At 72.4% G+C, this 26830-nt stretch carries 26 protein-coding genes and 1 riboswitch; of the genes, 14 read left to right on the top strand and 12 right to left on the bottom strand.

Annotated features, from left to right (window positions below):
* Nucleotides 1–294 (top strand): STAS domain-containing protein (locus tag G567_RS0119845; protein WP_028931357.1); only part of this gene is annotated, 294 nt, incomplete at its 5' end.
* 27 nt (nucleotides 295–321) lie between these two features.
* Here the strand turns inward: G567_RS0119845 and G567_RS30055 are convergent.
* Entirely contained in the window at nucleotides 322–1071 is a 750-nt protein-coding gene (locus G567_RS30055; RefSeq protein ID WP_161631728.1) for a helix-turn-helix transcriptional regulator, read from the bottom strand.
* 80 nt (nucleotides 1072–1151) lie between these two features.
* Here G567_RS30055 and fdxA point away from each other — a divergent pair, with 80 nt between their 5' ends.
* Both fdxA and G567_RS0119830 read left to right on the top strand, forming a co-directional pair.
* A complete protein-coding gene (gene fdxA, locus G567_RS0119835) occupies nucleotides 1152–1499 on the top strand; it encodes a ferredoxin (RefSeq protein ID WP_028931356.1) in 348 nt (115 codons plus the stop codon).
* Nucleotides 1496–2317: an AMP-binding protein gene (locus G567_RS0119830; protein WP_028931355.1), complete on the top strand. Its 822-nt coding sequence runs from the start codon at nucleotides 1496–1498 to the stop codon at nucleotides 2315–2317. Before fdxA ends, G567_RS0119830 begins: the two co-directional genes overlap by 4 nt.
* Nucleotides 2318–2381: 64 nt before the next feature.
* On the opposite strand, the gene G567_RS0119825 is transcribed toward G567_RS0119830, so the two are convergent.
* The 3 genes from G567_RS0119825 to G567_RS0119815 form a co-directional block, all read right to left on the bottom strand.
* Entirely contained in the window at nucleotides 2382–2867 is a 486-nt protein-coding gene (locus G567_RS0119825) for a peroxiredoxin (protein ID WP_028931354.1), read from the bottom strand.
* A gap of 235 nt (nucleotides 2868–3102) precedes the next feature.
* The gene (locus G567_RS0119820; RefSeq protein WP_028931353.1) at nucleotides 3103–4929 is read right to left on the bottom strand and encodes a serine/threonine-protein kinase; all 1827 of its coding nucleotides are present in this window, start codon (nucleotides 4927–4929) and stop codon (nucleotides 3103–3105) included.
* Nucleotides 4930–5136: 207 nt separating this feature from the next.
* Nucleotides 5137–5925 carry a DUF2249 domain-containing protein gene (locus G567_RS0119815; protein ID WP_028931352.1) on the bottom strand — a complete coding sequence of 263 codons (789 nt, stop codon included), beginning with the start codon at nucleotides 5923–5925 and terminating at the stop codon, nucleotides 5137–5139.
* Nucleotides 5926–6028: 103 nt separating this feature from the next.
* Here G567_RS0119815 and G567_RS0119810 point away from each other — a divergent pair, with 103 nt between their 5' ends.
* The 4 genes from G567_RS0119810 (at nucleotide 6029) to G567_RS0119795 (ending at nucleotide 11377) form a co-directional block, all read left to right on the top strand.
* A complete protein-coding gene (locus tag G567_RS0119810; protein ID WP_211223979.1) occupies nucleotides 6029–6745 on the top strand; it encodes a helix-turn-helix transcriptional regulator in 717 nt (238 codons plus the stop codon).
* A complete protein-coding gene (locus G567_RS0119805; protein ID WP_245585720.1) occupies nucleotides 6742–7857 on the top strand; it encodes a hypothetical protein in 1116 nt (371 codons plus the stop codon). The genes G567_RS0119810 and G567_RS0119805 overlap by 4 nt, the downstream gene beginning before the upstream one ends.
* On the top strand, nucleotides 7854–10478 hold the full coding sequence (locus G567_RS0119800) for a multicopper oxidase domain-containing protein (protein ID WP_028931349.1): 2625 nt from the start codon (nucleotides 7854–7856) through the stop codon (nucleotides 10476–10478). The genes G567_RS0119805 and G567_RS0119800 overlap by 4 nt, the downstream gene beginning before the upstream one ends.
* Nucleotides 10479–10579: 101 nt before the next feature.
* Nucleotides 10580–11377: a DUF427 domain-containing protein gene (locus G567_RS0119795; RefSeq protein WP_037057726.1), complete on the top strand. Its 798-nt coding sequence runs from the start codon at nucleotides 10580–10582 to the stop codon at nucleotides 11375–11377.
* Between the two features lie 6 nt (nucleotides 11378–11383).
* Here the strand turns inward: G567_RS0119795 and G567_RS30050 are convergent, their stop codons facing one another.
* A complete protein-coding gene (locus tag G567_RS30050; RefSeq protein WP_245585719.1) occupies nucleotides 11384–11878 on the bottom strand; it encodes a MarR family winged helix-turn-helix transcriptional regulator in 495 nt (164 codons plus the stop codon).
* A gap of 68 nt (nucleotides 11879–11946) precedes the next feature.
* On the bottom strand, nucleotides 11947–12894 hold the full coding sequence (gene coaA / locus G567_RS0119785) for a type I pantothenate kinase (RefSeq protein WP_373865929.1): 948 nt from the start codon (nucleotides 12892–12894) through the stop codon (nucleotides 11947–11949).
* A 468-nt stretch (nucleotides 12895–13362) separates the two neighbouring features.
* On the opposite strand from coaA, the gene G567_RS0119780 reads away from it, so the two are divergent.
* The 4 genes from G567_RS0119780 to G567_RS0119765 all read left to right on the top strand — a co-directional run bounded on the left by G567_RS0119780 (nucleotide 13363) and on the right by G567_RS0119765 (nucleotide 17174).
* On the top strand, nucleotides 13363–14718 hold the full coding sequence (locus tag G567_RS0119780; protein WP_028931346.1) for a hemolysin family protein: 1356 nt from the start codon (nucleotides 13363–13365) through the stop codon (nucleotides 14716–14718).
* The gene (locus G567_RS0119775; protein ID WP_028931345.1) at nucleotides 14711–15757 is read left to right on the top strand and encodes a hemolysin family protein; all 1047 of its coding nucleotides are present in this window, start codon (nucleotides 14711–14713) and stop codon (nucleotides 15755–15757) included. Before G567_RS0119780 ends, G567_RS0119775 begins: the two co-directional genes overlap by 8 nt.
* 33 nt (nucleotides 15758–15790) lie before the next feature.
* Nucleotides 15791–16183, top strand: a complete 393-nt coding sequence (locus G567_RS0119770) for a PPOX class F420-dependent oxidoreductase (RefSeq protein WP_028931344.1) — start codon at nucleotides 15791–15793, stop codon at nucleotides 16181–16183.
* Between the two features lie 85 nt (nucleotides 16184–16268).
* Nucleotides 16269–17174: a 3-methyladenine DNA glycosylase gene (locus G567_RS0119765; RefSeq protein ID WP_245585718.1), complete on the top strand. Its 906-nt coding sequence runs from the start codon at nucleotides 16269–16271 to the stop codon at nucleotides 17172–17174.
* 71 nt (nucleotides 17175–17245) lie between these two features.
* On the opposite strand, the gene gcvP is transcribed toward G567_RS0119765, so the two are convergent.
* From gcvP to clsA, 6 genes are all read right to left on the bottom strand, one after another.
* The gene (gene gcvP / locus G567_RS0119760; RefSeq protein ID WP_186814246.1) at nucleotides 17246–20104 is read right to left on the bottom strand and encodes an aminomethyl-transferring glycine dehydrogenase; all 2859 of its coding nucleotides are present in this window, start codon (nucleotides 20102–20104) and stop codon (nucleotides 17246–17248) included.
* 168 nt (nucleotides 20105–20272) lie between these two features.
* Nucleotides 20273–20364, bottom strand: a riboswitch (glycine riboswitch).
* 193 nt (nucleotides 20365–20557) lie between these two features.
* Nucleotides 20558–21136: a MerR family transcriptional regulator gene (locus tag G567_RS0119755; RefSeq protein WP_028931341.1), complete on the bottom strand. Its 579-nt coding sequence runs from the start codon at nucleotides 21134–21136 to the stop codon at nucleotides 20558–20560.
* 141 nt (nucleotides 21137–21277) lie between these two features.
* The gene (locus G567_RS0119750) at nucleotides 21278–21754 is read right to left on the bottom strand and encodes a bifunctional nuclease family protein (protein ID WP_028931340.1); all 477 of its coding nucleotides are present in this window, start codon (nucleotides 21752–21754) and stop codon (nucleotides 21278–21280) included.
* A 162-nt stretch (nucleotides 21755–21916) separates the two neighbouring features.
* Entirely contained in the window at nucleotides 21917–22372 is a 456-nt protein-coding gene (gene garA, locus G567_RS0119745) for a glycogen accumulation regulator GarA (protein WP_028931339.1), read from the bottom strand.
* Between the two features lie 82 nt (nucleotides 22373–22454).
* Nucleotides 22455–22844: a glycine cleavage system protein GcvH gene (gene gcvH / locus G567_RS0119740; protein ID WP_028931338.1), complete on the bottom strand. Its 390-nt coding sequence runs from the start codon at nucleotides 22842–22844 to the stop codon at nucleotides 22455–22457.
* Between the two features lie 17 nt (nucleotides 22845–22861).
* The gene (gene clsA / locus G567_RS30045) at nucleotides 22862–23488 is read right to left on the bottom strand and encodes a cardiolipin synthase ClsA (protein WP_051233323.1); all 627 of its coding nucleotides are present in this window, start codon (nucleotides 23486–23488) and stop codon (nucleotides 22862–22864) included.
* Nucleotides 23489–23576: 88 nt separating this feature from the next.
* On the opposite strand from clsA, the gene G567_RS0119730 reads away from it, so the two are divergent.
* From G567_RS0119730 to G567_RS35635, 3 genes are all read left to right on the top strand, one after another.
* A complete protein-coding gene (locus G567_RS0119730) occupies nucleotides 23577–24098 on the top strand; it encodes an OsmC family protein (RefSeq protein WP_028931337.1) in 522 nt (173 codons plus the stop codon).
* A gap of 73 nt (nucleotides 24099–24171) precedes the next feature.
* Nucleotides 24172–25749, top strand: a complete 1578-nt coding sequence (locus G567_RS0119725; protein WP_028931336.1) for an acetolactate synthase large subunit — start codon at nucleotides 24172–24174, stop codon at nucleotides 25747–25749.
* Nucleotides 25749–26795 carry a class I SAM-dependent methyltransferase gene (locus tag G567_RS35635; RefSeq protein WP_028931335.1) on the top strand — a complete coding sequence of 349 codons (1047 nt, stop codon included), beginning with the start codon at nucleotides 25749–25751 and terminating at the stop codon, nucleotides 26793–26795. Before G567_RS0119725 ends, G567_RS35635 begins: the two co-directional genes overlap by 1 nt.
* Nucleotides 26796–26830: the final 35 nt, after the last annotated feature.

Here is a 26830-nt window from a genome sequence, read left to right as displayed (position 1 = left end):
CCGCAGCTGGCGCTGCGCACGGGCCAGCAGTTCCACCGCGCGCCGCATGTGATCCTCGACCTGTCGGGGGTCGACCACCTGGACACGGACGCCCTGGACGTTCTGGGCGGCCTGCCCGAGCGCGCCCGCGTCGCGGCGACGCGGCTGCACATTGCCGGGGTCGAGCACGAGGCGCTGGCCGCGCGCCTGCGCCGTGTCGGGTTCGGCGAGCACCTCACCCCGGCCCCGGCGGCCGCGGTCCTTGCCGGCCTCGACCGGCCGGGGCGGCGCCGGGGGCGGGAGGTGCGGGGATGAGCAGCGGCCGGTCGCGGGTCGGGCCGGCTAACCACTCGAGCGACCACTCGCGGTCGTGGCCCGCTGCCGCGCCGGGGGTGGATCCGTCTCCTCGGATCGGATCCGGGCGACGCACACCTGCGGTTCGACGAACGGCGCCAGGCTGCTCGCGGCGGCCGGCGTCCCCAGCTCGGCGAGCGCACCCTGGAGCAGACCCAGGTGCAGCGAGCACGCCACCTCCGGGTGCTCCACGGCGACGGCGCGGAACGGGCAGGCGTGCAGCCGGATCTGCCATTCCCCCTCCGCGGCGGCCGGCTCGGGGTCGAACCCGAGTTCGGCGAACAACCCGCTGACCGTCGCGGCGGATTCGGCCACTGTCGGATGTCCGGACGGCGGCGGGGCCAGCCCCTGCTCGCGGGCCACCGCGCGCCCCGCCTGCTCGGCTCGTCGGGCACGTTCCTCCGCGCTGCCGCCCCAGTACCTCGCAAGGACCGCGGCGAGGAACTCGTAGCCACGCGGGGGCGAGCCCGTCTCACCACCGGCGCTGGCCGGGACGTAGAGCAGCCGCGGCCGCCCTCGGCGGCGGGTCCGCTCACGGTGGCGTTTCACCAGCCCCGCGTCGCTGAGAATCTCCAGGTGGAACCGCACGGTGCTGATATGCAGGCCGGACACCGCGGCCAGCTCCCGCGCGTCCAGCGGCCGATCGCCCGCGCGCAGCGCCTCCAGCAGCCGCACCCGGCTGATCCCGGCCAGCGCTCCGTGTGTTCTGTGCCGATCGGCCACCGCGTTCGTCCCCACGAGCGCTAGCCTATTAGAGAGGATGAACATAGTCTAAATGTGCGGGTTGAGCCACGAGCTGCGGAATCAGGAGGAGCGCAGTGACCTACGTGATCGCAGAGCCGTGCATCGACATCGTCGATCGGGCCTGCGTCGAGGAATGCCCGGTCGACTGCATCTACGAGGGGGCCCGGGCGCTCTACATCCACCCGGACGAATGCGTGGACTGCGGGGCCTGCGAACCGGTGTGCCCGGTGGAAGCGATCTACTACGAGGACGACGTGCCCGACGAATGGAGCATCTACACGGCCGACAACGCCCGTTTCTTCGCCGATCCGCTGCCCGGGCAGGAGGCTCCGCTGGGGTCACCGGGCGGGGCGAGCAAGCTCGGCCGCATCGGGGTGGATACCGAACTGGTGGCGGGACACCCGCCCCAGGAAGCCGAGTGACCAGCGCCCAGGATGTGGGGCACGCACCGGCACATCCGCGGACCTATCCCTTTCCCGGCGACCTGAACGCGGCCTACCTCTGTGTGGATCAGTGGGTCGAACGGGGGCTGGGCGACCGGGTGGCGTACTACGTGGGGCCTGGGACGTACCCGGTCCGGGTGGTGACCTTCGCCCAGCTGCAGCGTCGTGTCGTGCGCTTCGCCAACGCCCTGACCTCACTCGGCGTCGACGGCGGCACCACAGTCGGGATCTTCCTGCAGCTCACCGTCGAGCTGCCCATCGCCATGCTCGCGTGCGCCCGCCTCGCCGTACCGCATACGGTGATCGTCGGCGACCAGCTCGACGAGTTGGACCATACCGTCCTGGTCACCCAGGACGAGGTCGTCCGGGACGGGCGGACCTGGCCCCGTAAAGCGGGCGTCGACGAAGCGCTTGCTCGGGCCGGAACCCAACCTCGGCACGTTGTCGTACTGCGTCGTTCCGGGGCAAGGGTGCCGATGCGGGCCGGTCGCGATGTGTACTGGCACGACCTGGTGGCCATGGTGCCCGACGATCCGCGGTCGTGTCCGTGCCGGCCGCAGCATTCGCTCCCCCACCCCGCACCGGACCCGCGGTGCCGCTACATCCCCGACGCCGGGTGGATCGTCGGCCCCACCGACGGGATCTGCGGGCCGCTCGCCGAGGGCATGGCATCCGTGCTGCACGAGGATGTACCGGCCCGTCCGGAACGGGACCCGTGGGAACGGGTCATCCACGCGTGCGGCGTCAACACTCTCTACGCCGCTCCGTTCGGCGAGCCGCCGAGCTTCCGAACCTGAGCGGCCCGGCCGCGCGCGGTGGGTGCGGCCCGCCGTTCACCGCGGCCGCACCCCCGCCGGCGGGTCAGAGCTTCGCCAGCACCGCGTCCGCCGTGCTGACCGCCACCCCGACCCCGTCGTCCTCGACGAAGAGCTCCTTCACCACCCCGTCCTCGAGGACGGCGGCATAGCGCTTGGAACGGGTGCCCAGCCCGAAACCGCTGCCGTCGAGTTCCATCCCCGCCGCCGACGTGAACTGCCCGTTGCCGTCGCCGAGCATGAGGATCTTGTCGCCGACGCCGCGGACCTTGCCCCATGCGTCCAGGACGAAGGAGTCGTTGACGGCGATGCAGGCGATCCGGTCGACGCCCTTGGCGAGCAATTCGTCGGCCCGCAGGACGAAACCGGGCAGGTGATGGTCGGAGCACGTCGGGGTGAACGCGCCCGGCACGGCGAACAGGACCACGGTCCCCTTGCCGAGCGCCTCGCCGCTCTCGACGGGCTGCGGGCCCGATTCGGTCATCGTCGTGAGCGTCGCGTTGGGAATGCGGTCGCCGATGGACAGTGTCACTGGGTCCTCCCGGTGTCTCGGATCGATCACGTCGCTGCGCCGAACCGTCGCCGATCATGGCGGTGGAACCTCGCGTGACGACACGGAGCAGGCCACGGTGTCGCCTCGGCCACAACCTGCCACCGCGCGTCGATCAGCTTGGCGCTCACGGTGATCGTACTGCGCACGCCGGCGCCCACGGAGGCCCTTCGCGCTACGGCACAGTGGCGGCGGGGGGAAGGGTCGTCCGATCGGCTCACCGGCGGATCAGACCGGTCGTCACCGGGCCGTCGACGGGCACGCCGTTGCGCCGCAACCACTCGTCCAGCGAGCGGCGGGTCGAGGGCAGATCTGGTCGGCGGGATGGCTCGGTGCGCAGGGTCGCCTTGAGCAGCGACATGTGCGCGGAGCGGCGCGGGAGGTGGGTGAGCTTGGCGCCCGTCGCCGCAGCGCGTAACCCGGACACCGCGTCGGGGTGCGCCCCGCGGGGCGGATGGCCGGTGAGCGCGTAGGAGACCGTGGCAGCGAGCTGCCAGCCGTCCGACGCCGGGGTGGCCGGCGCTCCACCGGCCACCTCCGGGGCGAGGAAGTCCGGCGTGCCGAGCACGAACCCGGCCGCGGTGAGCGTGACATCGCCGGTCCGCCGGGCGATCCCGAAGTCGATCAGGTGGGCCAGGCCGTTCGGATCGACGATCACGTTGGCCGGTTTGATATCGCGGTGCAGCACCCCGCGTTGGTGTGCCGCGTGCAGGGCACCGGCGATACCGGACCAGACCCGCGCGGCCGAGACATCGTCCAGCGGGCCGCGCTCGTGCACCAGCTGACCCAGCGGCGAGCCCTCGACGTACTCCATCACGATGACGAGCCCCTCGAGCCCGTCCAGGCCGGGATCACTGCTGGCGTGCACCAGATCGTGGATGCGGATGCAGTTCGGGTGCCGGACCGCGGCCAGCGCGGCAGCCTCGCGCTGGACCCGCTGTTCGGTCTCGGGGTCGGGCGCGTGCGCGGCCTTGAGCGCGACGGTCTGGCCCGACCTCGCGTCGTGGGCCAGCCACACCCGGCCGAAACCGCCCGCACCGAGCCTGCGGATGAGCCGGAAGCGGGCCCCGCGGACCGGGGCGGGCACCGGGCCCGCGACGAGTGTGGGTGGGTGAGCGCGCTGGGCGGGCGGCGGCGGGGCGGCGCCCGGGACCGGGCCCCCCGGGGTCGCCGCCAGCAACGGCCTCGGCTGCCCGGCAGCGGTGCGTCGCGGCAGCGCGACCACGGGCTCGGGTGCGCGCCCCGCGAATCGCTCGGCGAGGCGGTCGGCGATCCCGGGCGTGCCGCCTGCCGGCCCCGGACGGCTGCCGATCCGCTGCCCGGCGGGTGCCGGGGCGGCCGGCGGGGGTGCCAGCGAGCGCCGCACGACCTCCCGCGACGGCGCCCCGACCATGGCGGTCAGCACGATGCCCAGCAGCGCCCCAGCCGCGACCCCGATCCACAGATGTTGTGTGGAGCCGGCCGGGGTGCGGGCGGTGAGCACGGTCAGCGCCAGCACCGGGAGCCAGAAGAACCGGGCGGGCCAGCTCGGACCGCGGCGCAGCGCGAGCCGGGCCTGGGCGGCGACGAGCAGCGCCGCGAGCAGCGGGACGATCGCCAGCAGCAACACGGCGACACCGAACCGGACGGGGCGCGAGGGGTCGAAGGCCGCTGCGACCGTGCCCCGGCCGAGGTAGGTGTCCTGCGATCCGACCAGACACACCGTGGTGCCCATGGTGCGCAGGGCCGATCTGCTCAGCCCCGGGACGCGCTCGCCCGCGGCGGCGGTGGCGAACACCTCGCCGATCGCGGTGAAGGCCAGCAGGGGCAACAGCCCGGCGGTGAGCACGCCGGCCGACACCAGTCCGACCGACTCTCCGACCCCGTAGCGCGACCCGATCCGCTTGCGCCGGATCGCGACACCCACGGTTCCAGCCGTGGGCAGCAGGCCGACACCGATGCCGAGCATGGAGACGGCCCATGCCCAGCCCCCCGGGCACACGTCGGAGGAGAGCGGGCGCAGCTGGTTCAGCAGCCCGGCCAGCAGCGCGGTCAGCGCGTCCACCACTCGTCGCCCCTCCCCGATCGCCGCCGCCCACTATCGCAGCCCGAACGGGTGCCGCGGAGCCGAGACACCGCTCACGCCGCCCCGACGCAGACCGGAACGCCCCGATTCCGGTCCCTGCACCGAGACTAGCTGCTCACCGCCCCCGGTGAGTGCGTAACAGTGTTCTAGCACTGTTACGCACTCACCGAGGCGATCATCCAGGTGCTAGGCGGAGCGGACGAACCGCAGGCGCCACGCCTCGGGGCCGCGCTCGAGATAGTCGACCGCGAACAGCCCGGGGGTGCGCCGCTCGATCTGGGCCAGCAACGGCAGCGGGTCGTGCGGCGCCACCAGCACCAGCCCACGACCGGGACGCACCGTGTCCAGCGCGCCGAAGATGGTGGCGTGGCGAATGGCGTGCGGGATGGCGCGGGCGTCCAGCTCGGGATAGCCGGGTCCGTCGACCTCGCCGCAGCCGCAGTCGTGACCGGCGGAGCCGGTGTGCTCGCCGTGTCCGGTCTCGGCCTGCGCACCGAGCAGCTCGTGCATCCCGGCGAGCAGCTCGGTCACGGCGACGTCGGGTGCCGCGGCCAGCAGCGGCAGGATCTGCTCGTTCTCCTTGGTCAGGTGGAGGCCGAACAGGACCCGCAGCGCATGGGCCGCGGCCCCGGCCCGGTGCAGGTCGGGGGCCGCGGAGACCTCCTCGACCAGGCCGGTGATCACCCGGTGTTCGTCGAGCATCGCGTCGACGAGCAGGCGGCCCTCGACCTTCTCCCGGGCCGCGGGATACAGCGCCTTCTCCTCCGCGAGCGCGTGTGGGACCAGCTCGCGGTTGCACCAGGCGACGAGGTCCCGGCGCGCCTGCCCGGCGGCGGTCGCGCCCTCCCCGGCGACCGCCGTGAGCAAGGTCTCGACCCGGATGTTGAGCGCACCGGCCAGTTCGGCGTGGTGCTGTTCCACCGCGGCGACCGCGGCTGCGTCGGCCTCGTTCGACGCGATGACGACGTTGTTCATGAGCTGATGCCCTCCCACTCGACACCGGTTGCGGCCCATCTACCCGGATGGCGGCGTCGCGAATGATTTTACTACACTGAATTCCGTGGAAAATAATCCACCCGTGAACACGGAGCTCGGACCCCGGCCGGCTCGCCGGGCCGCCCGGCGGCCGCCGATGTCGGCGGCCCGGCAGGCCGTTCTCGGGACACTCGACGGCCAGCCGGAGCCGGTCTCCATCGCCGCGCTGGCGGTGGCGACCGGGCTGCACGCCAACACGCTGCGCGAACACCTCGGCGCGCTCGTCGATGCCGGGTTGGTCCGGCGCGAACGGGCGGCCGCGGCCGGGCGCGGCCGCCCGGCCTGGCTCTACAGCGTGATCCCCGACGAGGAGCTGCCCACCGGTGTCTCCGAGTACGCCGGCCTGGCCTCGGCGCTGGCCGATGCCATCGAACGCTCCAGCGACTCCCCCCGCAGCGACGCCGTCGCCGCGGGACGCACGTGGGGCAGGCAGCTGGCGTCGGATACCGAGCTCGGCCCCGCCCGCCCGGGGAACGCCGGAGCCCGGCAACAGGTCGTGCGGCTGCTCGACCACCTCGGATTCGCACCGCAACCCGACGCCCGGCATGCGGTCGTCAGACTCACCCGCTGCCCGCTGCTCGAGGCGGCGCACCGGCACCCCGAGATCGTCTGCGGCGTGCATCTGGGCATCGTGTGCGGGGCGCTGGAGGTCTACGGCGGCGACGCCGAGCGCATCGACCTGCTCGCGTTCAGCGAACCGGGAGCCTGCCGGCTCGATCTGATGCTCTCCAGGGCCGACGACAGCGAGAACCGTCCGTGATCGAAGACCCTCCTTCGCACCGGCCGGGAACGGCGCTGCTGTGGCGACGCGCGGGCTTCCTGCTGCCCGCGGGTGTCGCGCTGCTCGCCGGGTTCGACGCCGCCCTGCTGTTGCTCGGCCTTCCCGCCCCGGTCCGGACCGACCGGCTACCAACCGTGCACGGAATGCTCCTTGTGCTCGGGTTCGTCGGCACCCTGGTCGCGCTGGAGCGCGCCGTGGCGCTCAGGCGCCCCCTAGGGTTCGGGGCGCCGCTCGCGCTCGGCCTCGGCGGTCTCCTGCTGCTCTCCCCCGCCCCACTCGTCGTGGGCCGCACGGCGCTGTGCCTCGGCGCATTCGCCCTCATCGGGATCTACGTTCCGTTATGGCGCAGGCAGCGTGACGACGCGGTCCTGGTGCAGGCGTTCGGTGCGGTCCTGGTGGCCGGCGCGGCGCTGCTCTGGCTCGCCGACATCGAGACGCCGGTCCTGCTGCCCTGGCTGGTCGGGTTCGTGGTGCTCACCATCGGCGGCGAACGGCTCGAGCTCGCCCGGCTGGCGATGGGGCCGCGGGCCGGATCGGACTTCCTCGTCCTGAGCGCCGCGCTGGTGGGTGGTGTCGTCGCCGCCCTGTTGTGGCCCGCCGTGGGCTATCCGCTCCTCGGCCTCGCGCTGCTGGCCATGGTGGGCTGGCTCGGCGTGCACGACGTCGCGCGGCGCACGATCAGATCGACCGGGCTGGCCCGGTACATCGCCGGATGCCTGCTGGCCGGGTACGGCTGGCTCGCGGTGGCCGGCGCGATCTGGCTGCTGGCCGGGGCGGCGCCGGACGGGGCGCGCTACGACGCGGTCACCCATGCCGTGTTCCTCGGCTTCACCATCTCGATGATCATGGCGCATGCCCCGGTGATCCTGCCGGCGGTGCTGCGCAGGCCGCTGCCCTACCACCCGGTGATGATCGCGCCCGCCGTCCTCCTGCACGTGTCGCTCGCCGTGCGCCTGTGGGCGGGCGACGCCCACGGGATTCACCCGGCCTGGCAGGTCGGCGGCGTTCTCAACATCACCGCGCTGCTGCTGTTCCTTGCCGTGGCAGTCTGGTCCTCGCTGCGCGCCACGCGCCGGGAAGGCAGGGGATGAGGAGCAAGTTCTGGCCGCTGCGCGACATCCCGGCGGTGTTCTGGCTGGTTGCGCTGCTCGTCGTGACGCTGGTGCATCCGTTCGTGGCCGCCTCCGGGTGGCTGATGATCCATCTTCTGCTGCTCGGCGCGGTGACCCACTCGATCATGGTGTGGAGCAGCCATTTCGCCGAGACGCTGCTGCACGCCCCGACCGACGCGACGCAGCGGCGCCGACAGTCGTGGCGGTTGGCACTGCTCAACGGCGGCGCAGCGGTGGTGGTGGCCGGGATGGTGGCCGGAACGTGGGGGCTGACCCTGGCCGGTGCGTGTCTGGTCGCCGCCGCCGTCGCCTGGCACGGTGCGGCGCTGGTGCACCGGCTCCGTCGGGCGCTGCCCTCCCGGTTCCGCCCGCTGGTGCGCTACTACATCGTCGCCGCGCTGTGTCTCCCGGTCGGGGCCGGCCTCGGTGCGACGGCGGCGTACGGGCTCGCCGATCCGCTGCACGACCGGTTCGTGCTGGCGCATGTGGCGGTCAACGTGCTCGGCTGGATCGGGCTCACCGTCGTCGGGACCCTGGTCACGCTGTGGCCGACGATGCTGCGGACCCGGATCTCCGAGGGGGCCGAGCGCGCCGCCTACCGGGCGCTTCCGGTACTGGTCGGCGCCGTCGTCGTGACGGCGGCGGGCGCGCTGTCCGGGCTCACCCACCTCGCCGCAGCCGGTGTGCTGGGCTACCTCGGCGGGCTGGCGCTGGTCGCGCCCTCGTTCGTCACCGCCGCGCGGGCCAAACCGCCCGCGGCGTACCCGACGTGGTCGGTGCTCGCGGCCATGGTCTGGCTCGCCGGATCGTTGGTCGCGCTGACGGTGGCCGTGGCCTCGGCGCCGTCGTGGGCCGAGGCGGGTGCCCGGTTGAGCTGGCTGACGGCGCCGCTGGCGGCCGGGTTCGGGGCCCAGGTGCTGCTCGGGGCGCTGTCCTACCTGGTCCCGGTGGTGCTCGGCGGCGGACCGGCGGCGGTGCGGGCGGCGAACACCGAGTTCGAGCGCGCGGGGGCGCTGCGGATCACGGTGATCAACGGCGGGCTGCTCGTCTGCGTGCTGCCCGTGCCGAGCGTGGTGCGGGTGCTGTGCTCGGTGCTCGTCCTGGTGGGGCTGGCCGCGTTCCTGCCGCTGATGTTCCGCGGGATGCGGGCGTCCCGCCGCATCAAGGTGAACCCGCCACCCCCGTCGACCCGGAAGGACCGGGCCGGACCGGCGGTGGGAGCGGTCGCAGGCAGGCGCGGGGGCCTCGCGACCGGGCTCACGATCGTGGTGCTGGCGGTCGCCGCGGGCGTTGCGGCCGATCCCACCGCACTCGGCGTGACCGGTTCCGTCCCCACGGTCCAGGCCAGCGGGGAGACGACCCGGGTCGAGGTGGCGGCGCGCGACATGCGGTTCACCCCGTCCCGCATCGAGGTACCCGCGGGCAACCGGCTCATCATCGAGCTGACGAACACCGATGAGCAGGACGTGCACGATCTGGTACTCGAGACCGGCCAGCGCTCGGACCGGCTCGCTCCGGGAGCATCCGCCACCGTGGATGCCGGCGTGATCGGCCGCCACGTCGCGGGCTGGTGCTCGATCGTGGGACACCGGCAGATGGGCATGGTGCTCGACATCGTGGTCACCGGAACGGACGCCCCCGAACAGGACGCCGCAGGGCAGCACGACATGGGCGGGCACGCCCCATCGGCGGCGACCCGCGCGGGCAGCGCAGACAGCGCGGCAGCCGACCTGGACTTCATGGCCGCCCCCGGTCCGCAGTTCACCGCGCACGATCCCGCACTGGCGCCGCTGGAGGACGCCACCGTCCACCGCCACACGTTCACCGCACAGGAGCTCGACCGCGACGTCGCACCGGGCGTGGCCCAGCACCTCTGGACGTTCAACGGGACGGCGCCGGGGCCGACGCTGCACGGCAAGGTCGGGGACGTCTTCGAGATCACCCTGGTCAACGACGGCACCATCGGGCACTCGATCGATTTCCACGCGGGCTCGCTCGCCCCGGATCAGCCCATGCGCACGATCAAGCCGGGCGAATCGCTGGTCTACCGGTTCACGGCGAACCGGGCCGGGATCTGGATGTACCACTGCTCGACGATGCCGATGTCGGCACATATCGCCAACGGCATGTTCGGCGCCGTCATCATCGACCCGCCGAACCTGCCGCCGGTCGACCACAGCTACGTGCTCGTGCAGTCCGAGTTGTATCTCGGCCCGCAGCACGGCACGGTCGATGTCAACGCGCTACAGGCCGAGAAGCCCGACGCCGTGGTGTTCAACGGCTACGCCAACCAGTACGACCACCGGCCGCTCACCGCCCGGGTCGGGGAACGGGTACGGATCTGGGTGCTCGCCGCCGGACCCAACCGCGCCGCCGCATTCCACATCGTCGGGGGCCAGTTCGACACCGTGTATGCCGAAGGCGCCTACCAGCTGCGGCCCGACGGCGGCGCCGGCGGCAGCCAGACCCTGGGTCTGGTCCCGTCCCAGGGCGGGTTCGTCGAGCTGGTGTTCCCCGAGGCCGGGCACTACCCGTTCGTCTCGCACGCCATGATCGACGCCGAGCGCGGCGCGCACGGGATCATCGAGGTCACCGATTAGCGCACCATGGAGCCATAACGCGGCATGCAGCCGCCCTGAGGCGCACCATGGAGCCATAACGCGGCGCAGAGCCGGCCACCCCCCGTCGAGAGGAGCGCCCCGTGGGCCTGACCCGGACCGATGGACCGTTGTCCCCGAGCGCGCCGCAGACCGTCAACTACGCCATCGACGGCCCCGCGCACAAGCTGCTGTTCCACCCGTTCCCGCGCCGGGTGCGGGCCTCCTTCGCCGGACGCACCGTGTTCGACACCCGTGCCGGCATGCTGCTGCACGAGACCGCGCTGCTACCGGTGCTGTACGTGCCGTTCACCGACTTCGACACCGCGCTACTCGAACCGTCCACGCACACCACACACTGCCCGTTCAAGGGCGACGCCACCTACCACTCGCTGCGGGTCGGGGACCAGGTCGCCGACAACGCGGTCTGGTCCTACCCCACCCCGACGCCGGAGGCCTCGTGGCTGGCCGGCCACGCCTCGCTGTACTGGGCCGCCGCCCACGCCTGGCACGACGAGGACGAGCAGGTCTTCGGCCACCTCACCGACCCCTACACCCGCGTCGACGTGCGCCCGACGAGCCGATCGGTCCAGGTCCGCCACGGCGACACGCTCATCGCCGAATCGTCTGCCCCACAGGTGCTGTCCGAGACCGGGCTGCCCAACCGCTGGTACCTCGACGCCGCCGACGTCCGTCTGCCGCTCGAACCGAGCCCGACCCGCACCCGCTGCCCCTACAAGGGCGAGGCGAGCTACTGGTCGGTGCGCCTGCCCGACGGCGCGCTGCTGGCCGATGCGGCGTGGAGTTACCCCGGCCCCCGGCCGGAGGCCACCCGCATCGCGGGCCTGCTGAGCTTCGCCCACGAGAACCTCACCGTGTTCGTCGACGGGCAGCCTGCCTGAGCGCGGTCAGCAGATGTCCCGCTCGTCGACGAGCAGTGCCTCGAGCGCGGGGAGCGCCTCACGCAACGTTGTCCGCTGATCCTCACTGAGCCTGGTCAGGCGACGGGCGACGAGCGCGGTGCGGTGGCTGCGGACGGTCGCGAGCGCCGCGGCACCCTTCTCCGACAGCGTGATCCGCACACCGCGGGCGTCCTGCGGGTCGACGGCCCGCACCACCAGACCCTGTTCGTCCAGGGCGGCCAGCACCCGGCTCATGGTCGGTGCGCTGACGGCCTCGCGGCGGGCCAGGTCGGAGAGCCGCAGCGGGCCGTGCTGCTCGACGGTGACGAGCGTGGAGAGCTGCAGCGGCGGGATGGACTCCCTGCCGTCGATGCGGATGCGCCGGTGCAGCCGGCCGACGGCCAGCCGCAGCCTGGCCGCGAGCTCGATCTGGGCCTCGTCCATCTCAGCTGCGCTCGTGCCCCGGACGGGTTCGGCAGGCGCGGGCGGTGCGGCGCTCATGGGTCCATGGTGCCAGCCGGTACCCGCCCCGACAGGGTGACCCCCGCGCATCGGCCGAGGTCAGGCGGTCATAACTTGCGCAGCCGGATTCCGGTGACGCTGTGGTCGAAGCCCTTACGCAACACCAGGCTCGCGCGGCCGCGGGTCGGCCTGATGTTCTGGTCGAGGTTCGGACCGTTGATCTCCGCCCAGATCCCCTCGGCGTGCGCGATCGCCTCCTGCTCGTTCAGTGCGGCGTAGCGGCGGAAGTAGGACGCCGGGTCGCGGAACGCGGTCTCGCGCAACCGGAGGAACCGCTCCACATACCAGCGGCGGATATCGCGGGTGGCGGCGTCGACGTACACCGAGAAGTCGATGAAATCGCTGACGGCCAACGCGGCCGCACCGTCCGGGTCCGGCTGCGCGGGCTGCAGCACGTTCAGCCCCTCGAGTAGCAGGATGTCGGGTCTGCGCACGACGAGGGTCTCGTCGGGCACGGTGTCGTAGACCAGATGGGAGTACACCGGCACCCTGATCTCCGGGCACCCGGCCTTGACCTCGGTCATGAACCGCAGCAGCGCACGACGGTCGTAGGACTCGGGAAAACCTTTGCGTTTCATCAGCCCGCGCCGTTCCAGCTCGGCGTTCGGGTAGAGGAAACCGTCGGTCGTCACGAGCTCGACCCGCGGATGCTGCGGCCAGCGCGCCAGCAGCAGCCGCAGCAGCCGGGCGGTCGTGGACTTGCCGACCGACACCGAGCCCGCGATCCCGACGACGAACGGTGTCCGGACGCTGTGCGACCCCAGGAACGTCCGATAGGCACGGTAGAGCCGCCCACCCTCCTGCACGTGCAAGGTGAGCAGCCGCGACAGTGGCAGATAGACCTCGCGCACCTCGTTGAGGTCGACGGCGTCGCCGAGGCTGCGGACCCGGTCGAGCTCGGCGGCGCTGAGCGGGAGCGGGCTCGCGGCGCCCAGCCGGGCCCAGGAGGCGCGGTCGAAGTCGACGTACGGTGAGACCGAGCAGCTGCGCGCCACGGCAGGCCGGATCATCTGCATCGTCCTCATTGCGTCATCCTCACTGCGCCGCTGCCACCGCGCTGTCCGCACCGGGCGTCCAGGACCGGACCTTGCACCGGATCTCCCCGCGTGTCTCCGCGGAGACACGCGGGGCGTCGCTGGTGAAGGCTCCCGACCTGGTTGTCCAACCTAAACGCTCGACGGCCCACTGGCGGCCGTGACATGAATCGCACCTGCGGCCGGGGTGCACCGGACTCGGAGCCCCGCTCCTGCCCGAACGGGCGATGAACCCTTAAAATGGCGGTCGTCGGCCCGCGGGCCACCACGGTTGCCGGCGGCGGCCGTGATCGCAGCATCCGCGTGAGGAGCACCAGTGCCCACCGCCCAGCCCGCTGAGCCGGGCTGCAGTAGCCGGCCGGGTCCCCGGGCCCGGCGTCCCATCCCGCCTCGAACGACCACAGCGGCATGCGCTCTTGGCGGTGCCCGGTGAGCCTGCTGTTCTCGCTGCTCGGTCTGCTCGCCGTCGTCGGACTGACCCTTGGCACCGCGGTTTCGGTCGCCTCCGAGTTCTCGCTCACCGCCCTGGAGCGCAGCCAGATCGACGCCCATGTCGCCGAGGTCGGGGACCGCCGGGCACGGATCGTGCAGCGGGCCCACCGATCGCTGTCGTTCCAGCTCTCCGGCAGCCAGCTCGGCATCACCGCGACGACGCTGGCCACCGGCTATATCGCCGAGCCCGCGATCGCCGAGCTCATCCGGCCGGGGCCGGACGCCCTCGGGCTGCCCGCCGGTGCCGCGGCCGGCATCGCGACCGTGCTGGCCCTCGTCCTGGCGACCACGCTGTCGATGGTCTTCGGTGAGCTGGTCCCCAAGAACCTCGCGATCGCCCGGCCGCTGCAGACCGCGCGGGCCGTGGTCTGGCTGCAAAGCGGGTTCGCCCGCACGTTCCGCTGGCTGATCCACGGCCTCAACTCCGCCGCCAACGGCATCGTCCGCAAGCTCGGTATCGAGCCCGCCGAGGAGCTGCGGTCGGCCCGATCGCCGCAGGAGCTCAGCTCGCTGGTCCGCACCAGCGCCCGGCACGGCACCCTCGACCAGGGCACCGCGGCCCTGCTCGACCGGTCGCTGCGGTTCACCGAGCGGGTCGCCGAGGACCTGATGACGCCGCGGGTCCGGATGGTCTCCCTCGATGCGGACGACACCGTGGCCGATCTCATCGCACTGTCGCGCACCACGGGCCTGTCCCGGTTCCCGGTGCACAACTCCGACCCCGACGCCGTGCTCGGTCTGGTGCATGTGAAACAGGCGTTCGGGATACCGGCGGCCGATCGGGCGACCACCGCGGTGCGCGGTCTCGTCCAGGAGGCACCCACGGTGCCCGAGTCGCTCGACGGCGATGCACTGCTCACCCGGCTGCGCGGTTCCGGCCTGCAGATGGCCGTCGTCGTGGACGAGTACGGCGGGACCGCGGGCATCGTGACCCTGGAGGACCTGGTGGAGGAGATCGTCGGCGACGTCCGCGACGAGCACGACCGCGCCGAAGCCGCCCGGGTGCGCCCGCTGGGCCGCGACTCGTGGCTCGTCTCGGGGCTGCTGCGCACCGACGAGGTCACCGACGCCACCGGGTTCGTCGCTCCGCCGGGCGACTACGAGACCCTCGCCGGGCTCGTGCTCTCCCGGCTGGGCCGGATCCCCGAGGTGGGCGACGACCTCGTCGTCGACGGCTGGCGGTTGACGGTGATGCGCCGAGACCGCAACCGGATCGCCGAGCTGCGGGTGGCCTGGCTTGCCCCGGTGGGCGCCGCCGCGGGCGGAGCGACGGCGGGGCACGCCCATGGGTAGCGACCTGCTCGCGCTGCTGGCCGCCGTCGTGTTGCTGGCGGCGAACGCCTTCTTCGTCGGGGCGGAGTTCGCGCTGATCTCCGCGCGCCGCGACCGGCTCGAGGCGATGGCCGCGGCGGGGAACGCTGCGGCGCGCACCGTGCTGGGGGCCAGCGCCGACCTCTCCCGGATGCTCGCCGCCTCCCAGCTCGGCATCACGATCGCCTCCCTGTTGCTGGGCCGGATCGGCGAACCGGCGGTGGCCGATCTGATCGAGCGGCCCTTCGAATGGGCCGGACTGCCCGGGGCTCTGCTGCACCCGATCGCGTTCGCGCTGTCGCTGGCGGTGGTCGTCGTGGCACATATGTTGCTCGGCGAGATGGTGCCGAAGAACATCGCGATCGCCGGGCCGGAACGGGCCGCGGTCCTGCTGGTACCGCCGTTCCTGGTGTTCACCAGGGCGATGCGGCCGGTGATCGGGCTGTTCAACTGGATGGCCAACGGGGTGCTGCGCCTCGCCCGGATCGAACCGCGCGCCGAGTTGGAGTCGGCGTTCACCAGCGGGGAGCTGTCGGAGATGATCGCCGAGTCGCGCCGGGAGGGGCTGCTCGACGACGAGGAGTCCAGCCGCCTGGCCCGCACCCTGCGTTCCGCCGAGGCCGCCGTCGCCGACGTGCTCGTCCCGCTCGACGAACTGATCACACTGCCGCCGCGGCCGACGGTCGGGGACGTCGCCCATGCCGTCGCCCAGACCGGCTTCTCCCGGTTCCCGCTGCGTGACAACGGCCGGCTGACCGGATACCTGCACGTCAAGGACATCCTCGATGTGGTCGACGACGCGTCGGCCGCGGTGCCGGCGACACGGGTGCGGGGACTGCCCGAGGTGCCCTCCGACGCCCGGCTCGACGAGGCGCTGGCCGCGTTGCGCAGTTCCCGCGCGCATCTGGCGCGGGCGGTGACCGGCCGCGGCGAGACCGTCGGGCTCGTCGCAATGGAGGATCTGCTGGAGCGCTACGTGGGAACGGTCCGCGACAGCACGCACGAAACGCCGGGACCTTGACCTGAAGTTGGGTCAAGGTTGCACGCTGGCGCCATGACGACGACCGTGTTCACCTCCGCCGAACTCGGCTACCTGCGCGAGCAACCCCTCGGCCGGCTCGCCACCCTCGGCCCCGACGGGTCCCCGCAGGTCCGCCCGGTCGGCTTCTACATCGACGAGCAGACCGGGACGATCGATGTCGGCGGCCTCGACAACCCGTCCACCCAGAAGTGGCGCAACGTCTCCCGCGACGGCCGGGTCTCCCTGGTCGTCGACGACCTCGCGAGCACCAACCCGTGGCGGCCGCGTGCCGTGGAGATACGGGGAGTCGCGGAACTACTGCCGGACGCCCGGCCCGCCGGCGCCTTCCCAGGTATCGCCCCCGGCGTGATCCGCATCCACCCGCGCCGGGTCCTGTCCTTCGGCATCGACTCCGTGAGTGCGTAACAGTGTTAGAACACTGTTACGCGCTCACGGCCGCCGTTCACCTCGGCGGATGCGGCTCGCGAACGGGCCGCGGTACCGTCGGCGCGTGGCAGCGGTACCCGAGGCGGCGCAGCGATCGCTGCGCCGCCTCAGCGAGCCGGAATGGCGGTCCCGGTCCGACGCGCACTGCAACCGGGTCTCGCACTGGATCCTTCCGCACCGCGAGCGGCGCCGCCGCGGCGTCGCACATCCCGTGCTGGACTTCCTGTTCACCTACTACTCGCTGCGGCCCGCTCAGCTGGAGCGGTGGCATCCCGGGCCCGGCGTCGTGCTGCGTGGTCCGGGCGCAGCAGCGTTCCTCGGACAGACCGGCTACCGCCGCCACCCCGACGGGGTGTTCCTCGACCTCACCGGGCTGCCCGATCGGCTGCGCTCCACCGCGGGTTTCATCGGCGCCCTGCTGACCGCGACCGCCGAGCGCGCGCCCCGGCTGGGCTGCTTCGGTCTGCACGAGTGGGCGATGGTGTACCGCACCCCGACACCCCGCCACACCGCGGTGCCATTGCGACTCGGCCCGGCAGGCACCGACGCTGTCGTCGAGTCACTACCCGTCCAGTGCACGCACTTCGACGCGTTCCGCTTCTTCACCGCCGCGGCCCGCCCGCGCAACGCCCTCACGCCGCGCCGCGAGGACCAGCTCGACCTGGAACAGCCGGGTTGTTTACACGCCAACATGGATCTTTACAAATGGGCCTACAAGCTCGGCCCGGCGTGCCCCTCGGAGCTGCTCGCGGACTGCTTCGAACTGGCCGTCGCGGTGCGTGAGCTCGACATGCGCGCCAGCCCGTACGACCTTGCCGATCTGGGCTATCCCCCGGTCCGGATCGAGACTCCCTCCGGTCGCGCCGAATACGTCCGCGCCCAGGCCGGGTTCGCCGAGCGCGCCGCGCCGCTGCGGGCGCGGCTGGTCGAGCTGTGCCGGCAGATCAGCGATGTCGTCCCGGCTCGGTGACCCGGCGAGCGCTCCGCCGCAGCTCGACGAGGCCGGTGAGTGCGTAACAGTGTTCTAACACTGTTACGCACTCACCGGCAGCGGAGTTGCAGGTTGCGGTCGCCGTAGGCCCCGTCGATACGCCGGACCGGCGGCCAGATCTTTCGCCCGTGCACCCCGGGGGTGACCCCCGCCGGATAGGCGGCCAGCTCGCGCGGATAGGGGTGGTCCCACTTGTCCACCAGGCACGCCGCGGTGTGCGGGGCCCCGCGTAGCGGATTGTCCTCCGCCGGCCACTCCCCCGCGGCGACCCGCTCGATCTCGCCCCTGATCCCGATCATGGCGTCGATGAAGCGGTCGAGCTCGGCGAGATCCTCGCTCTCGGTCGGCTCCACCATCAACGTCCCGGCAACCGGGAAGGACATCGTCGGTGCGTGCAGGCCGTAGTCGGTGAGCCGTTTGGCCACGTCATCGACCGTGACACCGGTGGACTTGGTGATCCCACGCAGATCGAGGATGCACTCGTGGGCGACCAACCCGTTCTCCCCGGCGTAAAGCACCGGGTAATGCTCACGCAGCCGCGCGGCCACGTAGTTCGCCGCCGCAACCGCGGTGAGCGTCGCCCGGCGCAGCCCCTCGTCGCCCATCATCCGCAGATACGCCCACGAGATCGGCAGCACGCCGGGACTGCCGTGCGGCGCCGCCGACACCGCGCCGACGATCCCGCGACCGGGCAGGTACGGCACCAGATGTTCGGCGACCGCCACCGGGCCGACCCCCGGACCGCCGCCGCCGTGGGGAATGCAGAACGTCTTGTGCAGATTCAAGTGGCTGACGTCGCCCCCGAACGCTCCCGGCCGGGCCAGCCCGACCAGCGCGTTGAGGTTGGCACCGTCGACGTAGACCTGGCCCCCTGCCGCGTGCACCGCGTCGCAGACCTCCCGGACCGCGGACTCGTACACCCCGTGCGTGGACGGATAGGTGATCATCAGGGCGGCCAACGAGGCGCGATGCTCGTCGATCCTCACGTGAAGGTCGTCGAGGTCGACGTTGCCCGCCGCGTCGGTACCCACCACCACCACGCGCATCCCGGCCATCACCGCCGAGGCCGCGTTGGTGCCGTGCGCGCTAGCCGGAATGAGGCAGACGGTGCGGTGCGCCTCGCCGCGGGCGCGATGGTAGGCCGCGATCGCCAGCAAGCCGGCGAACTCCCCCTGGCTGCCCGCGTTGGGCTGCACGGACACCGCGGCATAGCCGGTGAGCTCGGCCAGCCAGCGCTCGAGCTGGGTGATGAGCGCTCGTGTACCGGCCGCGTCGGCCTCCGGCGCGAACGGGTGCAGGTCGGCGAACTCAGGCCAGCTGATCGGTTCCATCTCGGCGGTCGCGTTCAGCTTCATCGTGCAGGAGCCGAGCGGGATCATCGTCCGGTCCAGCGCAAAATCGGCGTCGGCGAGCCTGCGCAGCCAACGCATCAGCGAGGTCTCGCTGCGGTGGTCGTGGAACACCGGATGGGTCAGGTACTCCGACTCCCGCAACAGCGACGCGGGCAGCGCGTCACCGGTCGCCTCGTCGAGCGCGTCGACATCCTCGACGCCGATCCCGAACGCCGCCCACACCGCCCGCAGGTGCGCGACCGTGGTCAGCTCCGAGCACGCGATGCCGACGACGTCGTCGGATACCAGGCGCAGCGCGATACCCGCCTCGTGCGCGGCGGCGACGATCGCGCTCGCCCGCCCGGGAACCCGCGCCAGAACGGTATCGAAGAAGGTGTCGTGCACGATCTCGACACCGTGGCCGCTCAGCCCGGCGGCCAGCACCGCCGCCATCCGGTGCACCCGGCGCGCGATCCGGCGCAGCCCGTCAGGCCCGTGGTGGACCGCGAAGCACGCCGCGACGACGGCGAGCAGCACCTGGGCGGTGCAGATGTTGCTGGTCGCCTTCTCCCGGCGAATGTGCTGCTCACGGGTCTGCAGCGCCAGCCGCAGCGCCGGGTTGCCGTCCGCGTCACGGGACAGCCCGACCAGCCGTCCGGGCAGCTGACGGGCCAGCCGCTGTTGTACGGCGAGATATCCGGCGTGGGGGCCGCCGTAGCCGAGCGGCACCCCGAAACGCTGGGTCGTGCCGAACACCGCATCCGCGCCGAGCTCGCCGGGAGCGCGCAGCAGCGTCAATGCGAGCAGATCGGCCGCCACGGCGACCAGCGCTCCGCGCCCGTGGGCGGCCTCGGTCAGCGGCCCGGGATCTCCGATGGCACCCGAGGCAGCGGGGTAGCTGAGCAGCAGGCCGAAGAAGTCGTCGTCGGGCAGCCCGTCGCCTAGATCGTGGACGACGAGCTCGATGCCCAACGGCTCGGCGCGGGTGCGCAGCACCTCGAGGGTCTGCGGCAGGGTGTCGGCGTCGACCACGAACCGGGGGCTGGTGGACTTGCCGGCGCGGCGCAGCAACGTCATCGCCTCCGCGGCGGCGGTCGCCTCGTCGAGCAGCGACGCTCCGGCCACCGGCAGCCCGGTCAGGTCCGCGACCATGGTCTGGAACGCCAGCAGCACCTCGAGTCTGCCCTGGCTGATCTCAGGCTGGTAGGGCGTGTAGGCGGTGTACCACGCCGGGTTCTCCAGCACATGCCTGCGGATCACCGGCGGAGTGCGGGTTCCGGCGTAACCGAGCCCGATCATCGGGACGGTGACGGTGTTGCGGGCGGCGAGGGTGCGCAGCTCGGCGAGCATCTCGTCCTCGGACGCCGGCGCCGGCAGCGACGTCGGCACCGGTTCGCGGTCGCGGATCGAGGCGGGCAACGCCCGGTCGGCCAGCTCCTCGAGCGACGCCACGCCGATGACGGCGAGCATCCGCTCGAGCTCCTCGGCGCGCGGCCCGATGTGCCGGTCCTCGAACGGGAGACCCCGTTCGAGCACAGCCAGCGATTCGCGGGGCTGGATAGGGGTCTCGGTGCTCATCGGGTCGACCTCCGGGAACGCAGGCGCTCGGGGCTACCTCCCCCTCTGTCGATACCCCGCAAGCGGAGTGCCTGAGAGATTCACCCGGCGCGTGCCATCCCTGACGGCCCGGCTTTCCCCGTCGGCGGACGAGCGCCGCGGACGGCGACCGTCACTTTCCAGAGGCGTCTCGCCCGCGCGGTCCTTCATGCCTGAGAGGTTCCGGGGAGGAGTTGCTCCTTCGGCGCCCGGGCTGACCGGGTCTCTCCCGCGCGGGTTCGGCGACTACTCGTGAGCTTAGCCGCAACCGGCCGGGACGGCGCGAACGGCCGTGATCAGCGTTTCGGCGGCATCGGCCACGGGGTGAGCGGTCGCCGACTCCGAAACACCGATCATGATGAGGCGCGGGCGAGCCGACGGTACGGACCCGACGTCCCTCCCGGGGGTCACCGTTCCACGACGGCGAGGCTGCGGTCAGCTGATGGCGCGGCGGGCGCGACGGCGCGAGAGCTCGTCCTCGGGGGCATCGTCGACGGTGCCCCCGTCGGCGCGTTCGGTCGGGAAGTCCTTGATCGAGCCGCTGATCTCACGCATCGCCCCGGACACGGCGATACCGAACACCCCCTGGCCACCCTGCAGCAGGTCGACGACCTCCTCCGGTGAGGAGCACTCGTACACCGTCGTGCCGTCGCTGAACAGCGTGATGCCGGCCAGGTCCCGGATCCCGCGGCGGCGCAGGTGCTCGACCGCGACCCGGATGTTCTGCAGCGAGACGCCGGCGTCGAGCAGTCGCTTGACGACCTTCAGGACCAGCACGTCCTTGAAGGAGTACAGCCGCTGGCTGCCCGATCCGGCGGCACCTCTGATCGAGGGGACGACCAGCCCGGTACGCGCCCAGTAGTCGAGCTGGCGGTAGGTGATGCCCACGATCTGGCAGGCCGTCGGCCCGCGGAAGCCGACCAGCTGGTCGGGTAGTCCTTCGAGCCCGTCGCCGAGCAGGGGGTCCGGAAAGAGCTCGCCCTGCTCAGGCGCGTGGGGCGGCGACGCGTCCACGGCACTCCCTCCCGCCGGGCTCGGCGCCTGCGGTGCGCCCGTCCCGCTGATCAGCTCGATGATGCCGACGGTAAGCGGGTCCGAGCGGCCGGTCAATGTGCCGCGCCGACGCACGTCACCCACCGCGGGTGACGACACCACCTAACCGGGCTGGGCGCCGCGGAAGTCCTCCGGGGACACCGAATCGAGGAACTCCCGGAACTTCTCGACCTCGTCCTCCTGCTCATCGGGGATCACGAGCCCCGCCTCGGAGAGCACGCTCTCCGCCGCGTGAATCGGTACCCCGACCCGCAGGGCCAACGCCACCGAGTCGCTCGGTCGCGCGGACACCTTGATCCCGCTGTCGAAGATCAGCTCGGCGTAGAAGGTGCCCTCCTGCAGATCCGTGATCCGAACCTGCTCCAGGCGGCGCCCGAGCGCACTGATCACGTCTTTCAGCAGATCGTGGGTCAGCGGCCGGGCGGGCTTCACGCCCTGCTGCTCCAGCGCGATCGCGGTGGCCTCCACCGACCCGATCCAGATCGGCAGGTACCGGTCTCCGTTCGTCTCCCGCAACAGGAGGATGGGCTGGTTCGCGGGCAGTTCGACCCTGACACCCACGACGCGCATCTCACTCATGTGCGCCCGCCTCCTCACCCATCGTGCGTCCGCACACCGTTCAGTCCCCGGAGTTGTTTCGCTCCGGTGACCCGCCCGGCGTTGACCCCCCCGACGCTACACGGGCGATCCCCACCGCGCGCGCCTCCGGACGGGCAGTTCGCAGCCAAATCACAGTCGCGCTCAGCCGCGGTCCGTGTCCGTTCCACGCGGCCCGGTAAGGAAGACCAGCCGGAACTTGCCGATCTGCACCTCGTCGCCGTTGGCGAGAACCGCGGTGTCGACCGGTTCCCGGTTGACGTAGGTGCCGTTGAGGCTACCGACGTCGACGACGACGAACTCGCCTCCGTCACGGCGGAACTCGGCGTGGCGACGGGAGACGGTGACATCGTCGAGGAAGATGTCGCTGTCGGGGTGGCGGCCGGCGCTGGTCGTCGACCGGTCGAGCAGGAAGCGGGAGCCGGCGTTGGGGCCGCGCTTGACCACCAGCAGCGCCGAGCCCGGAGGCAGCGCGTCGACGCCGGAGACCGTCTGCTCCTGCGCCGCCTGCTCAGCATCGGCGAAGAAGTCCGTCCGGAAGACCGACGTGGTTTCCGGAGCACGTTCCGGCGGAACACCGGGCCCCTCGTTCGTGGTCACCTCGGGGTCTCCTCCTGGGGTGTGTGGTTGGACGGCCCGGTCCTCTCCGCGCCACGACACAAACCTACCGTGCGGGCCAGGATCAGGACCCTTCGGTCAGCTGCTGATACGCCGCGGCATCGAGCAGGCCATCGAGCAGTGCCGAGGCACCCTCGGCGAGCCGGAGGTCGATCATCCAGCCGGAATCGTAGGCAGCCGAGTTGATCAGTTCCGGGCTGCCCTCCAGCGCGTCGTTCACGGCGATGACCTCGCCGGGCACCGGAGCGTAGATGTCGGACACCGACTTGGTGGACTCGACCTCGCCCAGCGCATCCCCGGCGGCGAAGCTGTCGCCGACCGCCGGCAGCTGGACGAACACGACATCGCCGAGTTGCTGCTGCGCGTAGTCGGTGATGCCGACGCGGACGACGCCGTCGCCCAGCTCTCGGACCCACTCGTGGGCTTCGGTGTAGCGGAGGTCCTCGGGGATCACGCTGGGCAGCGTAGCCCTCACCGTGCGGTGGTCGCCTCGGGGTCGCGGGCCTGGGCCGCGACGACGGCCGGGGTGCGCAGGGCCAGCACGAACTGGGTCAGATAGAGCAGCCCGGACCACAGGTACAGCGCCACCCCCCAGCCGGCGAAGGCATACCCGAACGGCAGGGCCAGCTCGGCGAACCATCCGCTGCCCTGCCCGACCAGCAGCAGCGGGAAGGCGTAGAGCAGCTGGAATGTCGCGGCCTTCCCCGCATAGGTGACCACGAACGGGCCGTATCCACGGCGGCGCAGCACCGGCAGGCACAACCCGAGCACCAGGTCGCGGCCGACGAGGACGACCACCACCCACCACGGCACGACCTCGCGGACCCCGAGGGCGATGAGCGCGGCGAGGATGTAGAGCCGGTCCACCGCCGGGTCGAGGAGTGCGCCGAGCCGGGAGTACTGCCCGAGCATGCGGGCGAGCTTCCCGTCGAGCCAGTCGCTGAACCCGCCTGCCACCAGCACGACGAGCGCCCAGCCGTCGGCGCGCGGCCCGAGCAGCAGGTAGAGGAACAGCGGCACCCCGGCCAGCCGCAGCACGCTCAGCACGTTCGGGATGGTCACCACCCGATCGACTGGAGTGCTCGGCGCGTCGGCCACGCCCGGCAGCCTACGACGGTGCCTGCGGCCCGACCCCGCCAGTCGCCCGAGCAGTGCCGATCGGCGGCCGGGACGGCACGATGACATCGTGGATACCGAATCGCTGAAAGATCTGCAGGCCCCGCTCAAGGCCCGCTATCGGGAGGACCCGGGATCGGCGCTGGTGACGCTGCGGGCCGACGGCGAACTGGACGGGAGCGGTGTCGCCTGCCGGGTACGGACCGCGACCGCGCCGGCCGAGGCCGGTCTGCATCCGGCAACCGGCGGCGACGGCACTCAGCTCTGCTCGGGCGACATGCTGCTCGAGGCGCTCGCCGCCTGCGCGGGAGTGACGCTGCGGGCGGTCGCAACGGCGCTGGCGATCCCGGTGGGCGGGCGGGTGCACGTCGAGGGCGACCTCGACTTCCGGGGCACCCTGGGTGTCGACAAGGAGGCGCCGGTCGGGTTCCGCGACATCCGGCTGACGTTCGACCTCACCACCGACGCCGACGCCGAGCAGATCGCGACGCTGATCAAACTGACCGAGCGCTACTGCGTCGTGCTGCAGACCCTCCGCTGCGGGCCCGGTACCGGGGTCTCGGTCGCGGTGAACGGGAATGCGCCCAGCTGACCCACCCCCGTGAGTGCGTAACAGTGTTCTAACACTGTTACGCACTCACGGGCGCGACGAAGGAGCGCACATCGTGAACGGAGCCCGGGCACTGATCCAGACGCTGGTGGACGGCGGTGTGGAGGTCTGCTTCGCCAACCCCGGCACCTCGGAGATGCACGTCGTGGCCGCGCTGGACGCGGTGCCGAGGATGCGCGGGGTGCTCACCCTGTTCGAGGGTGTCGCCACCGGCGCCGCCGACGGCTACGCGCGGATGGCCGACCGGCCCGCCGCGACCCTGTTGCATCTGGGGCCCGGCCTCGGGAATGGGCTGGCCAACCTGCACAACGCGCGGCGGGCCGGCACCCCGGTGGTCAACATCGTCGGCGACCACGCGACCTTCCACAAGCGCTACGACGCCCCGCTGGACTCCGACCTCGACGCGATCGCCGGCACCGTGTCGGGCTGGGTGCGGCGCTGCGCGAGCTCCGCCGAGATCGGCCAGGACGTCGCGGCGGCGATCGCCGCCGCGACCGGCCCGCCGGGGCGGGTCGCCACCCTGATCCTGCCCGCCGACGTGTCCTGGGCCGACGCGGCGGCCGACGCGGTGGGGGCCCCGCCCGGCGCGGTACCGGCGGCCCGGCGACTCCGCGACACCCCCGGCACCGGCGCGGTGGACACCGCGGCCAAGGCGCTGGGCTCCGGCGAGCCGTGCCTGGTGCTCATCGGCGGCGAGGCCACCCGCGAGCGCGGGCTGCACGCCGCCGCCCGGATCGCCGCGGCCACCGGCGCGAGGCTGCTGTCGGAGACGTTCCCGACCCGGATGGAACGCGGCGCCGGCCTCCCGCCGGTGGCGCGGCTGGGATACCTCGCCGACCTGGCGGTCCACCAGCTCACCGGGATCAGGCACCTGATCCTGGCCGGGGCGAAGCGCCCGGTGACGTTCTTCGGCTATCCGGACAAGCCCAGCGACCTGGTTCCCGACGGCTGTCAGGTGCACGAGGTCGCGCCCCGCGACGGCGCCGCGACCGCCGCTCTCGAGGCGCTCGCCGACCTCGTCGCATCAGACGTCCGGGCGCCGGACGCGACCGGGTCGCGTCCGGCGCTCCCCACCGGCACCCTCACCGCCGACAGCGCCGCGGCCGTCGTGGGAGCGCTGCTGCCCGAGGGCGCGATCGTCGTCGACGAGGCGATCACCTCCGGGACGGGCCTGGCCGCGGCCACCGCGGGCGCCCCGCGGCACGACTGGCTCACCCTCACCGGCGGAGCCATCGGCTACGGGTTGCCCGCCGCGACCGGCGCGGCCCTGGCCTGCCCGGACCGGCCCGTCTGGTGCCTGCAGGCGGACGGCAGCGCGATGTACACGATCTCCGCCCTGTGGACCCAGGCCCGGGAAGGCCTCGACGTCACCACGGTCCTCTACCAGAACTCCGCATACGCGATCCTGCGGCTGGAGCTCACCCGGGTGGGCGCGGCCGCAGGCGGCGAACGAGCCCGCGCGCTGTTCGACCTCGGCGACCCGCGGCTGGACTTCGTGCAGATCGCGGGCGGCATGGGGGTACCCGCGGTTCGGGCCGGGGCCGCCGAGGAACTCGCCGCGGCGCTTCACCGGGCCATGGCCGAGCCCGGCCCGCACCTCATCGAGGCGGTCGTCCCGGCGCTGGTGACGTGATGGGTACCCCGGAGCCCATCCCCGACGAACAGGTCGGGCGCATCGTCGAGTGGCGGCGCGGTTTCGACGCCACCTGGCTGCTCGCGGTCGGGTTGCGGACCGGGATCGTGCACGACCTGGCCGCGCATCCCGGTGCGACGGTGGCGCAGCTGGCGGACCGGCTGCAGCTGCACGAGCCCTATGCCGCGACGTGGTGTCGCACGGCGCACGGGCTGGGGGTCCTCGATATCCCCGACGGCACCGACGGCTACCGGCTGGCCCCGCATCTGGACGCGATCCTCACCGACCCCACCGACCCCCGTTATCTGGCCGGCTACGTCCTGCTCGGCACGGAGGTCGCCACCCGGGACTTCGAGGCGACCGCCGAGGCGATGCGCACCGGAGCGGTCACCCCGTTCCAGGGCCGCGGCGACGGGTTCGCCCGGCTGGTCGCGGAGGCCACCCGCGGGCTGCAGACGATGACCGCCCGCGGGCTCCTGCCGAAGCTGCCCGGTGTCGCCGACGCGCTCGCGGCGGGCGGGGCGGTGCTGGAGATCGGCTGCGGCACGGGAACGCTCCTGGTGGCGGTGGCCGAACGGTTCCCGGTCGCACGCTGTATCGGGGTGGACATCGATGCCGACTCGCTCGCGGTCGCGGCGGAGAAGGTCGCGGCGGCGGGCGTCGACGGTCGGGTCCGGCTGCACCACGGGTCGGTTTCCGAGGCGCTCGGCGGCACACAGGTCGATGTGGTCGTGCTGGTCGAGGTGCTGCACGAGATCGCGCCGGAGCAACGGCCAAAGGTGATCATCGACGCCGCCGCGGCACTGCGACCGGCGGGGTGGCTGGTGATCGTCGACGAGACCTACCCGTCGACTCCGCAGCAGGCCCGCGAACCGGAGTTCTGGTTCCCACTGATGACCGGGTTCGAGGAGCTGCTGTGGGGCAACGTGCTGCCCACCCGGGAGGAGCAGGAGCATCTGCTGCGCGCCGCCGGGTTGACCGGCCCGGTGAACCGACGGCTGGTCGGCGCCGGCTTCACGGTCCTGACCACGGCCAAACCCGGTTGAGCAGCTGGTCGGGCCGTACGGGCGGATCCGCACAC

The organism is Pseudonocardia asaccharolytica DSM 44247 = NBRC 16224 (assembly GCF_000423625.1).
Lineage (GTDB): Bacteria > Actinomycetota > Actinomycetes > Mycobacteriales > Pseudonocardiaceae > Pseudonocardia > Pseudonocardia asaccharolytica.
The sequence above is the reverse complement of the archived record's forward strand: the minus strand, read 5'-3'. Positions and strand labels throughout refer to the sequence as shown.

What these genes read in the sequence shown, in the direction of transcription:
- G567_RS0119815 (WP_028931352.1), bottom strand. Translation starts at nt 5,925, where the DNA reads ATGAACAACGTCGTCATCGCGTCGAACGAGGCCGACGCAGCCGCGGTC.
- G567_RS0119800 (WP_028931349.1), top strand. Translation starts at nt 7,854, where the DNA reads ATGAGGAGCAAGTTCTGGCCGCTGCGCGACATCCCGGCGGTGTTCTGG.
- G567_RS30050 (WP_245585719.1), bottom strand. Translation starts at nt 11,878, where the DNA reads ATGAGCGCCGCACCGCCCGCGCCTGCCGAACCCGTCCGGGGCACGAGC.
- G567_RS0119775 (WP_028931345.1), top strand. Translation starts at nt 14,711, where the DNA reads ATGGGTAGCGACCTGCTCGCGCTGCTGGCCGCCGTCGTGTTGCTGGCG.
- G567_RS0119770 (WP_028931344.1), top strand. Translation starts at nt 15,791, where the DNA reads ATGACGACGACCGTGTTCACCTCCGCCGAACTCGGCTACCTGCGCGAG.
- gcvP (WP_186814246.1), bottom strand. Translation starts at nt 20,104, where the DNA reads ATGAGCACCGAGACCCCTATCCAGCCCCGCGAATCGCTGGCTGTGCTC.
- G567_RS0119750 (WP_028931340.1), bottom strand. Translation starts at nt 21,754, where the DNA reads ATGAGTGAGATGCGCGTCGTGGGTGTCAGGGTCGAACTGCCCGCGAAC.
- G567_RS35635 (WP_028931335.1), top strand. Translation starts at nt 25,749, where the DNA reads ATGGGTACCCCGGAGCCCATCCCCGACGAACAGGTCGGGCGCATCGTC.